Origin of the sequence: Frigoribacterium sp. VKM Ac-2530 (genome assembly GCF_015350835.1) — a bacterium.
In the GTDB taxonomy this organism is placed as follows: domain Bacteria; phylum Actinomycetota; class Actinomycetes; order Actinomycetales; family Microbacteriaceae; genus Frigoribacterium.
The window spans coordinates 450,378-464,206 of the sequence record NZ_JADKSE010000001.1 but is presented as its reverse complement, the minus strand read 5'-3'; the positions used below and the strand labels follow the sequence as shown (position 1 = coordinate 464,206).

The window sequence follows — 13,829 nt, the reverse complement described above, 5'->3', positions numbered from 1 at the left end:
CCGAGCGGCACGCCGCAGGTGCCCTCGCGCACGTGCCCCCGTTGCTCCGCCCCGTCCGCCCGGAGGTCTCGATGTCCCGACGCCCACGCACACGCCCTCGCCGCACCCCGGCGGCCGTCGCCGGCCTCGTCGTCTCCGTCTCCGTCGGCGGCACCGTGGTCGCGGCGTCGCTGGCCCTGGCGGCGGGCGCGGTCACCATGGCGCGGAAGGTCGTCACTCCGGCGCGACGCCGCCCTGACGACGTCCGGGTGCTCGGGCACGACCCCGTGGCGGCGACGGTGACCCTCGCGGCGAACCCCGACACGCGTCTGCCCGGCCGGTACAGCTTCTGGTTCGACCACGGGAAGGGGCACGCCCGCCTCGGCGAGGTGGTGCAGGAGGAGCGGGGTCGCGTCGTGCGCCGTGTCGAGGCCGTCGACGAGGGCGACCTGGCGACGGCCAGGGCGGGCCGCATCGGCGGCTGGCTCTGGCGGTCGCCTCGCGACGCCGGCCTCACGGTCGAGGACGTCGAGGTCGACACGCCTGTCGGCCCGGCTCCGGCCTGGCTCGTGCCGGGCCCCGACGGCACCGACGGACCGTGGATGATCGGCGTGCACGGGCGCGGCGTGACCCGGGCCGAGACCGTGCGCGCGGCGCCGGTCTTCCACCGGGCCGGATTCACCTCTCTCCTCGTGTCGTACCGCAACGACGCCGAGGCGCCCCGGTCGCCCGACGGCCGGTACGCGCTGGGCGACGCGGAGTGGGCCGACGTCGAGGCCGCGATGCGCTGGGCCGTCGACCACGGCGCGACGTCGATCGTGCTGATGGGCTGGTCGATGGGCGGTGCCACCGTGCTGCAGGCGGTGACCCGGGCCGAGCACCGCGACCGCGTCGTCGGCGTCGTGCTAGAGTCGCCCGTGGTCGACTGGCGCACCACGCTCCGCTACCAGGGGACGGCCATGCGCGTGCCGCGGGTCGTGCAGGAGCTGGCGATGCGCCTCCTCCAGTCCCCTCGGGCGTCACGGCTGAGCGGCAGGGCGGAGCCCCTCGACCTCGACCGGCTCGACCTGGTCGAGCGGGCCGGCGAGCTGCGCGTTCCCGTGCTGGTGCTGCACAGCGACGACGACGGCTTCGTGCCGTCGACTGCCTCGCACGCCCTCGCCGCCGCCCGGCCGGACATCGTGCAGCTCGAGGTGTTCGAGGTCGCCCGGCACACGAAGATCTGGAACTACGACCCCGAGCGCTTCGAGGCGGTCATCGACGAGTGGCTGGGCCGTCTGCCACGAGCCAGCGTGCGTACAGGGCGCTCTGGTCGTCCATCATCAGCTGGCTGAGCGAGAGCCGCGACGGGTCGAAGCGCTCCCGGCCGAAGACGGGCAGACCGCTCCCGATGACGACCGGAGAGGTCGAGAGGCAGAGCTCGTCGACGAGGCCGTCGTGCAGCAGCTGCCCGGCGAGCGAGGGCCCGCCCTCGCAGACGAGCGAGCGCAGGCCGTGGCCCCGCAGCCGGTCGACCAGCGTCGCGGGGGCGACCACGCCGTGGTCGTCGTCGTCGACGACGAGGACGGTCGCGCGGGCCGCGACGTCCGCGCCGAGGGTCTCCGTGACGCGGTCGACCGCCGCGGCGGGGCAGACGACGACGACACGGTCGGCGCGGTCGGGGTCCATCCGGTGTCCGCTGAGGTCGCCGCTGGCCGTGAGCACGACGAGCTGGGCGGACCGGGGCACCCGGTAGCCCTCGGCGCGGACGCTCGCGGCGCCGACGAGCACCCCGTCGGCGAGGTCGCGGATCGCCGCCAGCACGGCGCGGTCGTCGGCGTTGCTCAGCGTGTCGGACGTGCCGTCCTCGCCCGCCGCGTCGCCGCTGACGGCCGCGATCAGGTTGAGGCGCAGCCAGTCGGCCGCAGGAGGTGCGTAGAGCTCCCGTAGACGCGCCCGCCCCTCGTCGGTGCCTGCCTCCACGACCGTGCCTGCCTCGACGACAGGGTCCGCCTCGACGAGCGTGCCGGTGCCCGCACCCCGCGAAGGAGCCGGGTGCAGCACCCGCAGGGTCACGCCGCCGACTTCTCTCGGACCTGGCGCTTGGCCCGGGCCAGCAGCGCCGTCATGCCCCGCACGCGGAGCGGGCTGACCGCCACGCCGAGGCCGATCGTCTGCGGGTAGTCGTCGGGGACGTCCTCGAGCACCTCGCGCACCGACAGACCGCTCAGCCCCTGGGCGAGGATGGAGGCGAAGCCGCGGGTCGTCGGCGCCTCGCGAGGAGCCGTCGCGTGCATCGTCACGACGTCGTCCGACACCTCGACGAAGATGAACACGGGCGACTGGCACTCCTCCACGCGCTCGAGCAGGTCCGGGTGCCCCTCGTACTCGGCGGGCAGAGACGGCAGCTCGTCCGAGAACTCGAGCAGCAGCTGCAGCCGGTCCTTCACGTCGAGGGCGAGGAAGTCCTCGCGGGTCTCGGCCAGGACGCGGGGGAGCGCCCCGGGCTCGGAGGCCGACACCACGCTCAGCGCCCCGGGACCGTGCCGGGCTCCACGCCCTGCACGATCGGCACGCGCACCGCGCTGCCCCACTCGGTCCACGAGCCGTCGTAGTTGCGGACGTTCTCGAACCCCATCAGGTGGTGCAGCACGAACCACGTGTGGCTCGACCGCTCGCCGATGCGGCAGTACGCCACCACGTCGTCGCCGTCGGAGAGGCCGGCGCCGTCGCGGTAGACCGCCTCGAGCTCGCCCAGGCTGCGGAAGCGGCCGTCCTCGGCCGCCGCCTTGCCCCACGGCACGTTCTGGGCCGACGGGATGTGGCCGGCGCGCAGCGCGCCCTCCTCGGGGTAGGCCGGCGCGGTGGTCCGCTCGCCCGAGTACTCCTCGGGGGAGCGGACGTCGATCAGCGGCGATCCGAGGTGCGCGAGCACGTCGTCCTTGTAGGCGCGGATCCGGCTGTCGTCCCGCTCGACGACGGGGTAGTCGGTGGCGACCGGCTCGGGTGCGTCGGTCGTGTACCCGCGGCCCTCCGCCTCCCACGCGGCTCGTCCGCCGTCGAGCAGGCGCACGTCGTCGTGGCCGAAGAGGGAGAAGACCCAGAGGGCGTAGGCGGCCCACCAGTTGTTCTTGTCGCCGTAGATCACGACGGTGCTGTCGCGGGAGATGCCGCTGCGCGACATCAGGGCGGCGAACGCCTCGCCGTCGACGTAGTCGCGCTGCACGGGGTCGTTGAGGTCGAGGTGCCAGTCGATCTTGACGGCGCCCGCGATGTGGCCGGTGTCCCAGAGCAGCACGTCCTCGTCGGACTCGACGACCACGAGGCCGGGCGTGCCCAGGTGCTCCTGGAGCCAGTCGGTGCTGACGAGGCGCTCGGGGTGGGCGTACTCGCTGAACCGTGCGGACGTGTCGTGCTCGACGACCATTGCTGTACCTCCTGGGTCGGCCCCGAGGGGCTGGGCGGTGTCGTGGGGGCGGCGGATAGGATCGCCGCGCGGCCCCGTCGAGGCTACGCACCCACGGTGTGCCCCGGCCGGGTCCCTCTGACTCTGACACAGATCGCGTCCCGGACATTCCCGCGGGCGCCCGTCCCGACGCCTGCGAGGTCGCACCGATGTCCACCGATCCCCTCCGCACCGTCGTGTCGCTCGTCGACCGGGCCCCGACCATCACGGGCGCCGAGATCGTGGCCGAGCTCGTGCCGCCGCGGCAGTTCGCCGAGGCGTCGCTCGAGAACTACCGGCCGGACGACGCGTTCCCGTCGCAGGCGGAGGCGGTCGAGGCCGTCGCCTCGTTCTGGGCCGCGGCCGAGCGCCCGGCCCGGCGAGGGCTGTTCCGGCGTCGTCCGGAGACGCAGGAGGCGCCTCCCGGCCTGTACCTCGACGGCGGCTTCGGCGTCGGCAAGACGCACCTGCTGGCCGCGGCGTACAATCGCGCGGCAGGCCGGCGCTACTTCGGCACGTTCATCGAGTACACGGCCCTCGTGGGAGCGGTCGGCTACGCGGGGGCGGCGAAGCAGCTCGAGGGCGCCGCGCTGGTCTGCATCGACGAGTTCGAGCTCGACGACCCGGGCGACACGATGATGATGACGCGCCTGCTCGGCGACCTCGCGGACGCGGGCACCCGCATCGCGGCGACCTCGAACACGCCGCCCGGCGCACTCGGCGAGGGGCGCTTCGCCGCCGCGGACTTCCTCCGCGAGATCCAGGGGCTCTCCGACCGGTTCCGCACCCTCCGCATCGACGGGAACGACTACCGGCGCCGCGAGGTCGAGGCGCGGGCGCACGTCGTGGCCGACCTGGACGCGGCCGTCGCCGCGGTCGCGGGCACCGCCTCCCTCGACGACTTCGGCGCTGCCGTGCAGCACCTGTCGACGGTGCACCCCAGCCGCTACGTCAAGCTGATCGGCGGCCTCGACGCCGTCGGGCTGCGCGACGTCACGCCGCTCACGAGCCAGACCGACGCGCTGCGCTTCGTCGCGTTCGTCGACCGTCTGTACGACGCCCAGGTGCGCGTGCTCGCGACCGGCACGCCCCTCGACGAGGTCTTCAGCGACGAGATGCTCGCGGGCGGCTACCGCAAGAAGTACCTCCGCGCGACGTCGCGGCTCGTCGCGCTGACCTCCTCCTAGACCTCTCCGAGCAGTTCAGGGGCGTCGTCCCGGCTGCCGGGGAGCCTCGGGAAACGCGTTGTTCACACGGGGCCGGATCCTGTTACATCGCCGAAACACGGGTGCACACGGTCCGAAACGAGGCGCCGCGACACTGGGGACCGCACCGCCCGAGCCCCGTGCTCACAGCCCGCTCACCCACGCGGACGGGTCGGGACCGGTGCGCCCCTGGCTCCCGAACTCGAGAGGTACCACCCATGGATCAAGGCAACACCGCGTTCATGCTGATCTGCGCAGCACTCGTGCTGCTCATGACGCCCGGACTGGCGTTCTTCTACGGCGGCCTCGTCAAGGCCAAGAGCGTCATCAGCATGATGATGCTCAGCTTCGGCGCGATGGGCCTGATCGGCGTCCTGTGGGTGCTCTACGGCTACGCGATCGCGTTCGGCAACCCGACCTCGATCCCCGGCGGCTCCGAGAAGTTCGTCGGCATCCAGGGCTGGTTCGGCATCGACCTCGCCTCGCTCGGGCTCGACAGCGCCTTCAAGGACAGCCTCGCCCCGACGGGCGACTACCCGACGATCGCCTTCGCGGCGTTCCAGGCGACCTTCGCCATCATCACCGTCGCCCTCATCTCGGGCGCCATCGCCGACCGCGCCAAGTTCGGCGCGTGGATGATCTTCGCCGGCGTCTGGGCCACCGTCGTCTACTTCCCCGTCGCGAGCTGGGTCTTCAACTTCACCACCGACGACGACGGCAACGTGGTCGGCGGCTGGATCGCCGCGATGGGCGTCATCGACTTCGCGGGCGGCACGGCCGTCCACATCAACGCCGGAGCTGCGGCGCTCGCCCTGGCGCTCGTGCTCGGCAAGCGCGTCGGCTTCGCCAAGGGCGCCGACAAGCCGCACAACCCGCCCTTCGTGCTGCTGGGCGCCGGGCTGCTCTGGTTCGGCTGGTTCGGCTTCAACGCCGGCTCGGAGCTCGCCGCCGACGGCGTCGCGGCCCTCGCGTTCCTCAACACGATCGCCGCCCCTGCCGCCGCCGTGCTCGGCTGGCTCGTCGTCGAGAAGCTCAAGGACGGCAAGGCCACGTCGGTCGGCGCCGCCTCGGGCGCCGTCGCGGGACTCGTCGCCATCACCCCGGCCTGCGCCGCCCTGACGCCCGGCTGGGCGGTCGTGCTCGGCGTGGTCGCCGGTGCCGTCTGCGCCCTCGCGATCGACCTCAAGTTCAAGCTCGGCTTCGACGACTCGCTCGACGTCGTCGGCATCCACCTCGTCGGCGGCCTGCTCGGGACGCTCTACCTGGGCATCTTCGCCAACGACACCGGCCTGATCTTCTCGCACACGTTCACGCAGCTCGGCATCCAGGCCCTCTCGGCCGTGGCCGTCATGCTCTACTCGTTCGTGCTCGCTTTCGTGATCGGCTTCGTGATCGAGAAGACCATCGGCTTCCGCGTCAAGAACGAGGACGAGGTGGCCGGCATCGACCTCGCCCTGCACGGCGAGGAGGGCTACGTGCTCGAGAACGCGCGCGCCTAGCGCTCCGCCTCACCGCACCTCCCAGGCGGCCCCGGTCTTCGCGACCGGGGCCGTCCTGTGCGTCCGGACGTCTGCACGACAGCTCTTGACAGTCGCTGCACATCTCGTCAGGCTGCAATCCGTACCCCGACGTACCCCATGGCGACCCGACGTGCCGTGCCGGGACGACGGCGGTGCGCCCCCTTCCCCGGACGACGGAGTCCCTGCATGCGCACACCTGCCCGACGACGCCTCGTCGCCGCCACCTCGATCGTCTCGGCCGGGCTGATCGCCGGCTTGACCGCTCTCGGGAGCGCGCCGCCCGCCTCCGCCGCCCCGGCCGCCGGCGAGGTGGCCGCCGCGCAGACCGTGGTCGAGGGCGACGCCCGGTTCCAGGTGCTGTCGCCGACGCTCATCAGGACCGAGTGGGCGCCCGGCGCCGACTTCACGGACGCGCCGACCTTCAACGTCGTCGGCCGCGACGCCTTCGCGCCCACGGCGTTCACGACGACGCGCGAGGACGGCTGGCTGACTATCGACACGGGGGAGGCGCGGGTCCGGTACGAGATCGGGTCCGGCCGCTTCGACGCCGACTCCCTGTCGCTCGGCCTCGCCCTGGGATCGGGCCAGCAGGTGACGGCGTCGCCCTGGCAGGAGGCGGCGGTCGCCACCTGCGAGATCGGCGTCCGCTGCGAGGCGGAGACCCTCACCCTGCAGGGACTGGCGCCGGCGACGAACCACACCGGCGCCACGGGCGACGGCTTCGTGGCGGGCTTCGAGCGGGTCGGCGACGCCGCGAGATTCCGCGTCGCCGCGGACGACGACGGAGCACGCGACCTCGTGCTCCGCTACGCGAACTCCCAGGGCGGCGACGCCCAGGTGACGGACCGCACCCTCAGCGTGGTCGTCGACGGGGGAGCCCCCCGGACGGTCACCCTGCCGCCGACGGCCGGGTGGGACGACTGGGCGCTGGCCCGCACGAGCGTCGAGCTGGCGGCGGGGGAGCACGACGTCGTCGTCACCCGCGGGGCCGACGACTCCGGCAACGTCAACCTCGACGGCCTCGTCGTCGTCCCCACCGGCGGGGCGTTCCCCGAGCCGACGACGTCGGACGACTCGGTCGACTGCGCCTTCGGCACGGTGTGCGAGGCGGAGGCGACGCGGCTGACCGGCGGCGCCGAGGCTGCCGACGACCACGACGGCGCCTCGGGCGAGGCCTTCACGGCCGGCCTCGTCCGCGGGGCGACGCAGACGACGCACGTCACGGGCGTCCCGACGGCGGGCGAGCACGTGCTGCAGGTGCGGTACGCGAGCGGGCAGCCCGCGGCGCGTCCCGTGACGGTGACGACCGCCTCCGGCACGTCGGTCTCCGTCCCTCTCGAGCCCACCAGCGGCTGGGACTACTGGCGCACCGTCGAGGTCCCCGTCGAGCTCGCCGCCGGCGAGGACGACGTGACGATCAGCTGCCCCGACGACGCCAGCTGTGCCCTCAACGTGGACACGGTGGCGGTCGTGGAGGCAGGCACGCCCCTCCTCGCCCCGCACGCGGCCCTCGGCGGGTACCGGCGGGACCTCGACACGGCGAACGGGACCGTGCGGACGAACCCCGGCCTGTTGTTCCAGGACGGCTGGTCGCTGCTCGACGACAGCGCCTCCGCCGAGTACGACCCGACGACCGAGGCGCTCACGCCGCGATCGGACGACGGCGCCCGGCAGGACGGCTACCTCTTCGCCGCCGGGGACGAGCACCAGGCCGCACTCGGCGACCTGGCGACCCTGACGGGCCCGTCGTTGCTGCTGCCGCGCTGGGCCTACGGCGTCTGGTACAGCGAGTACTACGACCGCACGCAGGCGGAGTTCGAGGACGTCGTCGTGCCCCGCTTCGCCGCCGAGGGGGTGCCGCTCGACGTCCTCGCCGTCGACACCGACTACAAGGCGCCGGACACCTGGAACGGCTGGTCGGTCGACACCGAGAAGTTCCCCGACATGGCCGGCTTCCTCGCCGGGCTGGAGGCCCAGGGCATCCACAACACGCTCAACGTGCACCCGAGCATCAGCCGCGGCGACCCCCACCTGGCCGAGGCGCAGGCGACCGCGGGCGGGGCGCTCGTCCCCGACGGCGACGACAGGTTCCTGTTCGACTGGGCCGACCCGGCACAGCTGCAGGCCTACTTCGACCTGCATGACGACATCGCGGACCAGGGCGTCGATTCCTTCTGGCTCGACTGGTGCTGCAGCGACGAGTCGCGGTACTCGCTGCCGGGCGTGACCCCGGACGCCTTCATCAACCAGCAGTACGCGACGCGGATGGCCGACCGCGTCGACGGGCGGGGCTTCGCGTTCTCCCGGGCGTACGGCGCGCTGACTGCGGGCGGCTACGGCAACCCGCAGGCGGTGCCCACCGGCCCCTGGGCGGACAAGCGCACGACGCTGCACTTCACGGGCGACACGACGTCGACCTGGCAGATGCTGCAGGCCCAGGTCGGCTACACGCCGGGGGAGTCGGCCTCGACCGGGCTCTCCGCGGTCAGCCACGACATCGGCGGCCACACCGGCGGCGACACCTCGCCCGGCGCCGAGCCCAAGAGCACGCAGCTCGACGACGACCTGTACGCCCGGTGGGTCCAGTTCGGCACCTTCCAGCCGATCGACCGCCTGCACAGCAACCACAGCGACCGGCTGCCCTGGCAGTACGGTCCCGCCGCCGACGCGTCGGCCACGCAGTTCCTGAACCTGCGGGAGCGGCTGATGCCCACCACGTACACGCTGGCGGCAGCCGCCACGAGCACGGGCGTGCCCGTCGTGCGGCCCCTGTACGTGGACTTCCCGGACCAGCAGGAGGCCTACGCGGCCGCCGGCAGCGAGTACCTCTTCGGCCCCGACGTGCTCGTCGCCCCGGCGACCCAGCCCGGCGAGACCGCCACGACCCGCGTCTGGTTCCCGGGCGGCAGCGACTGGACGGACTGGTTCACCGGCACGACGTACGCCGGCGGCAGCACGGCCGACGTCACGACGGGGCTGGACGCCATGCCTGTCTTCGTGCGGTCGGGCGGAGTCGTCGCCACCCGGACGACGGACGTCGCGAACGACACGGCGCCGCTCTCCGAGCTCACACTGACCACGGCGACCGGAGCCGACGGGTCGTTCTCCCTCTACGAGGACGACGGCGTGAGCACGGATCCCGCGGCGTCAGCGACGACGCAGGTCACCTTCACCGAGGCGCCGGACGGCGGAGCGCTCGACGTGGCCCCGGTCGACGGCTCGTTCGACGGCCAGGTCGCCGAGCGGGCGGTCACCGCGGTGTTCACCGACGCCGAGCGGCCTCAGGTCGTCCGCGTCGACGGTGACGTCGTCGACGCCGCCGCGTGGTCGTACGACGAGGCCGCCCGTCGGCTCACCGTGCCGGTCGAGAGCCGCTCGGTCGACGCTGCGACGCGGGTCGAGTTCTCCACCACGGCGGTCGTCGTGCCGGATCCCGGCACGGACCCGGCACCGGGCGCGGGTCCGGGTGCAGGAGGCGGTGCCCCGGCCCCGGGGAGCGGCACGGCCCCCGGGCCGGTCACCGGCGCCGGCGACGCCCGGCCCGTCGCCTCGACGGGCGGGCCCCTCGCGTTCACGGGTTCGGCCGGCCTCGGTCTGCTCCTGATCGTGGGCGCGGGCCTCGTGACGGGCGGACTCGTGCTGCGACGCCTGGGACGCCGCCGGACACGCTGACCGAGCACGAGGAGGTGTCGAGGAAGGGCCGGGCGGCGGACAGTCGCCCGGCCCTTCCTCTCGCCGCAGAACGGAGTCTCGGTCGCGTCGCGTCGCGTCGGACGCGGGACCTGAGACGTGTCCGCAGACGACGAGTCCGTGGCCGGGAACGACGAAGGCCCCCGATCTCTCGGGGGCCTTCTCTGTGTGAGCGATACTGGGATCGAACCAGCGACCTCTTCCGTGTCAGGGAAGCGCGCTACCGCTGCGCCAATCGCTCATGCTTGTTCAGTTGTGATCGTCTCGGGAGACGAATCGATCATAGACCCAGAGGGTGGTCCATGGAGGTGGAGACGGGATTTGAACCCGCGTGAACGGCTTTGCAGGCCGGTGCCTCGCCTCTCGGCCACTCCACCACATGAGATACTCCCAGAGGGAGCCACCATCGGTGGACTCCCTCTGGTGAGCTTTACACTCGAGCGGATGACGAGATTCGAACTCGCGACCCTCACCTTGGCAAGGTGATGCGCTACCACTGCGCCACATCCGCATTTCGTTTCGCATTGCTGCGATGTTTCTTTCGTTTCGCATCGCTGCGAACAAGAAGAACACTACCCAGACCCTGGACAGAAAACAAATCGAGAGAAGTTCGTGTCTTGGTCGCCTCCTCGACACCTCATCGGAGACGCTGTCGCGCTCGTCGAATGGCGTCGAGGCCAGAAGATCCACTAGTATCGACGAGTCCCGATCAGGGGCGATTGGCGCAGTTGGTAGCGCGCTTCCTTCACACGGAAGAGGTCATCGGTTCGAGTCCGGTATCGCCCACCACGTTCTTCCCCCGCACGACGAAGCCCCGGTCCGCCGGGGCTTTCTCGCGCTCAGAAGGTCCCCGGGGGTCAGCGTCGCCCATGGAGACGAGGTCCTCATGGCGGCCCGATGTGTCGAGAGTGGCAGGCGTCCGGGCTCCTGGGTGCCGCGCCACGTGCGGTATCGTCCGTCACCAGACGGCGGGACGGCGGGGGCTGAGATGACGAGTGGAGACAAGGGCGACCCGACGAAGGGGCCCATGTCGGCGGATCTCTTCGGGACGTTCACGGGCGGACGACCTCGCTACTCGAACCTTCCCGAGGGCCCCGTGCAGTCCTACGACCTCGTCCTCGACGATCGCGTCATGGGGCGCATCTGGTGGGACTCGACCGGCGAGGCGGCCGGCTACCTCGCGTCGCCCCACCAGGGCGACCTCGCCCACAACCTCTCGATGCGGTGGGCGCGCAAGCTGTCCGAGTCACGGGGACGTGGACTGTCTTCCTCGGACGCCGTCGCACAGCTCCTGGTCCCGGGCATCCTCCCGCCTGACGCCGGCTTCCTGTCCCCGGGCACGCTCCGCGAGTTCGCCTCGAAGGACGACGCTCGCGCCTTCGATCCCGGACAGCCGGAGGGCACGGCGTCCCGATGAGCACGAGAGACGGCCGTCCACCGGAGCCGGCGGTCAGGCGGTTCACCTCGCCGCTGGGCGTCTCGCCCGACTGGCGGGCGGGCAGGTTCAGCACGACGGCGACAGGACCGGTCTCGTACCGTGTCGCCGTCCGGGACGGCGTCCCTCTCGGCTACGTCTGGCACGACGAGAGCGGCGGGGCCGCGGGGTGGGTACCTCGGAAGGACGCGGGCGACGTCGGCCTCAACGCAGGCGTCTCGTGGGCACGGGGACTGCGGGAGCAGAAGGCGGCGGGCGCGGACTCGCGGCAGGCCGTGGAGCGACTCAGCGAGCCGGGCGCGATGGCCCCCTCGGCGGGAGCGCTCACGGGCTCGCCGGTGCAGGGCGTCGAGTCGGTGAGCGCGTTGAGGGCGCTGGCCGCGCGGCCCTGCCCGCTCGAGTGAGACGACGGGAGCGCACTGCCCCGCGCCGATGCCTCGCCGTCGAACGGTGCCAGGATCGGGGGATGCGCGCCGTCCAGTACGACCACTTCGGGTCCGTCCCGACCATCGTCGAGCTCCCCGAGCCCGTCCCGCCGGCCGACGGCGTCGTCGTCAGGGTCGCCGCGACCGGCGTCTGCCGCAGCGACTGGCACGCCTGGAAGGGGCACGACGACTCCGTGCAGCTGCCGCACGTCCCCGGCCACGAGTTCGCCGGCGTCGTCACGGCCCTGGGTCCGGGCGTCACCCGGGTCTCGATCGGGGACCGCGTCACGGCCCCCTTCGTCTTCGCGTGCGGCACGTGCGACGAGTGCCGCGCGGGCGCCACGCAGGTGTGCACGCGTCAGGAGCAGCCCGGCTTCACCCTCGCCGGCTCCTGGGCCGAGTCCGTGGTCGTGCCGCACGCCGACGTCAACGTGATCGCCCTGCCGGACGCCGTCGGGTTCGCCGCGGCGGCCGCGCTCGGCTGCCGTTTCGGGACGGCGTACCACGCGCTGCACGACCGGGCCAGGGTCCGGCCGGGCGAGCAGGTGGCCGTCTTCGGCTGCGGCGGGGTCGGCCTCTCGGCGATAGCGGTGGCGGTCGCCGCCGGTGCCCGCGTCGTGGCCGTCGACATCTCGCCTGCCGCACTCGAGCGGGCTACGGCCCTCGGTGCCCAGGTCGTCCCGATGGACGAGCAGGCCGTCGACGCGGTCCGGTCCCTCACCGGAGGCGGTGCGCACGTCGCGCTCGACGCCTACGGCAGCCGTGCCACGTCCGCAGCCTCGGTCCGCTCCCTCCGGCCGCGGGGGAGGCACGTCCAGGTGGGGCTCCTCCTCGACGACGAGGCCGCCCCCGTCATCCCGATGGGCCGGGTCATCGCCGACGAGCTCGAGCTGCTGGGCAGCCACGGCATCTCGGTCGGCGAGTACGCCGCGATGATCGCCGACGTCGTCGCGGGCCGGCTGCGGCCGGAGGAGTCGATCGGCGTCACGATCGGCTTCGACGACCTCCCCGGCGCCCTGGCCGCCATGGACCGCCCGGCGACCACCGCCGGGATGACCGTGGCCGTGTTCTGAACGATCGGCCGAGTGCCCGAACGACCGAGAGCCTCGGGCATCCCCGGGGCTCTCGGTCGTTCGGTCGAGTCCGCTACTTGCCGGTCGGGCCGTAGAAGCTCTCGATGTCGGCCAGCTCCATCTCGGCGGTCTGCTGGATCAGGGCCAGCAGGTCCTTGTCGAGGCCGGGGGAGAACTCCTCGAGGCGCTCGGGCGAGATCGTCGAGGGTGCGCCCTTCGGTGTCTGCTCCGTCGACGACAGCTCGGTGCCGTCGCCCGACGGCGACGTGCCCTGGAAGATCCTGCCGGCCTCCGACTTGCCGTCGAGGTCGAACGTGTACTGCTTGCTCTGCAGGCCCAGGTCGACCAACTCCTTGACCTCGGGGAACGCCTCCGCGTTCGTCTTCGGGATCGGCAGCAGCTTGCCCCAGTCGACGCCGAGCGTCTCGAGGGCCTTGGCGTAGGCGTTCTCGTGCGCCTGGTCGCGGACGATCAGGTACGCGACCGTCTTGCGGGCGACGGGGTTGTCCGTCATCTCGTAGATGCGGCTCTTCTGCAGCCGGCCCGTCGACTCGAGCATGAGGTTGTAGAGCAGGTCGAGCGGCAGGTTGCCCGAGTTGTAGACGTAGCTGCCCGACCAGGGGTTGCCCACCGAGTCGACCGGCAGCGCGCCCTGGGCGCCCACGAGGTAGTGGTGGATGTTGCCCGTGTCCAGGGCGATGTTCAACGGCGTGGCCCCGCCGGCACCCGGGGTGTCGAGCGGGTCGGTCAGCTTGCCCGTGTAGTCGGGGCTGCCGTCGAGCAGTCGGGAGATGGTCGTGCCGATCAGCTCGACGTGGCTGATCTCCTCGGTGCCGATCCCCTGGATGAGGTCGCGGTACGGCTTCGCCGCCGGCCCGCGGAAGTTCATCGCCTGGAAGAGGTACTGCATCATGGTGCGCATCTCGCCGAACTGGCCGCCGAGGCCCTCCTGCAGGGCGTTGGCCGCCGCGGGGTCCGGCTCGCCGTCGGCGATGTCGTTGATCCAGGTCTGTGCGTGGAAGTACATGGTTCCTCCTTGCGTCCCGGTCGGGAGGCGCCCCGGCCCGCGTGCACAGTG

General features: G+C 72.5%; 11 protein-coding genes and 4 tRNA genes. 8 read left to right on the top strand and 7 right to left on the bottom strand.

Annotated features, from left to right (window positions below; translation table 11 throughout):
- Positions 1-71: 71 nt before the first annotated feature.
- The gene (locus tag ITJ48_RS02140) at positions 72-1,313 is read left to right on the top strand and encodes a S9 family peptidase (protein WP_228506185.1); all 1,242 of its coding nucleotides are present in this window, start codon (positions 72-74) and stop codon (positions 1,311-1,313) included.
- Here the strand turns inward: ITJ48_RS02140 and ITJ48_RS02135 are convergent.
- The 3 genes from ITJ48_RS02135 to ITJ48_RS02125 are packed head-to-tail and all read right to left on the bottom strand — an operon-like array spanning position 1,234 to position 3,385.
- Positions 1,234-2,034 (bottom strand): dihydrofolate reductase family protein, encoded by an 801-nt coding sequence (locus tag ITJ48_RS02135; RefSeq protein WP_194612217.1) that lies wholly within the window; start codon positions 2,032-2,034, stop codon positions 1,234-1,236. The two genes, ITJ48_RS02140 and ITJ48_RS02135, sit on opposite strands and share 80 nt — an antisense overlap.
- Entirely contained in the window at positions 2,031-2,480 is a 450-nt protein-coding gene (locus ITJ48_RS02130; RefSeq protein ID WP_123545989.1) for a SufE family protein, read from the bottom strand. Before ITJ48_RS02130 ends, ITJ48_RS02135 begins: the two co-directional genes overlap by 4 nt.
- A gap of 5 nt (positions 2,481-2,485) precedes the next feature.
- Positions 2,486-3,385, bottom strand: a complete 900-nt coding sequence (locus ITJ48_RS02125) for a sulfurtransferase (protein ID WP_194612216.1) — start codon at positions 3,383-3,385, stop codon at positions 2,486-2,488.
- A gap of 188 nt (positions 3,386-3,573) precedes the next feature.
- On the opposite strand from ITJ48_RS02125, the gene zapE reads away from it, so the two are divergent.
- The 3 genes from zapE to ITJ48_RS02110 all read left to right on the top strand — a co-directional run bounded on the left by zapE (position 3,574) and on the right by ITJ48_RS02110 (position 9,800).
- The gene (gene zapE / locus ITJ48_RS02120; RefSeq protein ID WP_194612215.1) at positions 3,574-4,590 is read left to right on the top strand and encodes a cell division protein ZapE; all 1,017 of its coding nucleotides are present in this window, start codon (positions 3,574-3,576) and stop codon (positions 4,588-4,590) included.
- 236 nt (positions 4,591-4,826) lie between these two features.
- Positions 4,827-6,107, top strand: a complete 1,281-nt coding sequence (locus ITJ48_RS02115; RefSeq protein WP_194612214.1) for an ammonium transporter — start codon at positions 4,827-4,829, stop codon at positions 6,105-6,107.
- Between the two features lie 207 nt (positions 6,108-6,314).
- Positions 6,315-9,800, top strand: coding sequence for a TIM-barrel domain-containing protein (locus tag ITJ48_RS02110; protein ID WP_194612213.1), 3,486 nt, complete (start codon positions 6,315-6,317; stop codon positions 9,798-9,800).
- Positions 9,801-9,987: 187 nt separating this feature from the next.
- Here ITJ48_RS02110 and ITJ48_RS02105 read toward each other — a convergent pair.
- The 3 genes from ITJ48_RS02105 to ITJ48_RS02095 form a co-directional block, all read right to left on the bottom strand.
- Positions 9,988-10,059, bottom strand: a tRNA-Val gene (locus ITJ48_RS02105).
- Between the two features lie 62 nt (positions 10,060-10,121).
- Positions 10,122-10,195 (bottom strand) — tRNA-Cys (locus ITJ48_RS02100).
- A 62-nt stretch (positions 10,196-10,257) separates the two neighbouring features.
- A tRNA-Gly gene (locus ITJ48_RS02095) sits at positions 10,258-10,329 on the bottom strand.
- 202 nt (positions 10,330-10,531) lie between these two features.
- On the opposite strand from ITJ48_RS02095, the gene ITJ48_RS02090 reads away from it, so the two are divergent.
- The 4 genes from ITJ48_RS02090 to ITJ48_RS02075 all read left to right on the top strand — a co-directional run bounded on the left by ITJ48_RS02090 (position 10,532) and on the right by ITJ48_RS02075 (position 12,751).
- A tRNA-Val gene (locus ITJ48_RS02090) sits at positions 10,532-10,607 on the top strand.
- A gap of 199 nt (positions 10,608-10,806) precedes the next feature.
- Entirely contained in the window at positions 10,807-11,235 is a 429-nt protein-coding gene (locus ITJ48_RS02085; RefSeq protein ID WP_194612212.1) for a hypothetical protein, read from the top strand.
- Positions 11,232-11,657: a hypothetical protein gene (locus tag ITJ48_RS02080; protein ID WP_194612211.1), complete on the top strand. Its 426-nt coding sequence runs from the start codon at positions 11,232-11,234 to the stop codon at positions 11,655-11,657. Before ITJ48_RS02085 ends, ITJ48_RS02080 begins: the two co-directional genes overlap by 4 nt.
- 62 nt (positions 11,658-11,719) lie before the next feature.
- Positions 11,720-12,751 carry an alcohol dehydrogenase catalytic domain-containing protein gene (locus tag ITJ48_RS02075; RefSeq protein ID WP_194612210.1) on the top strand — a complete coding sequence of 344 codons (1,032 nt, stop codon included), beginning with the start codon at positions 11,720-11,722 and terminating at the stop codon, positions 12,749-12,751.
- 73 nt (positions 12,752-12,824) lie between these two features.
- Here the strand turns inward: ITJ48_RS02075 and ITJ48_RS02070 are convergent, their stop codons facing one another.
- Positions 12,825-13,778, bottom strand: coding sequence for a manganese catalase family protein (locus tag ITJ48_RS02070; RefSeq protein ID WP_194612209.1), 954 nt, complete (start codon positions 13,776-13,778; stop codon positions 12,825-12,827).
- Positions 13,779-13,829: the final 51 nt, after the last annotated feature.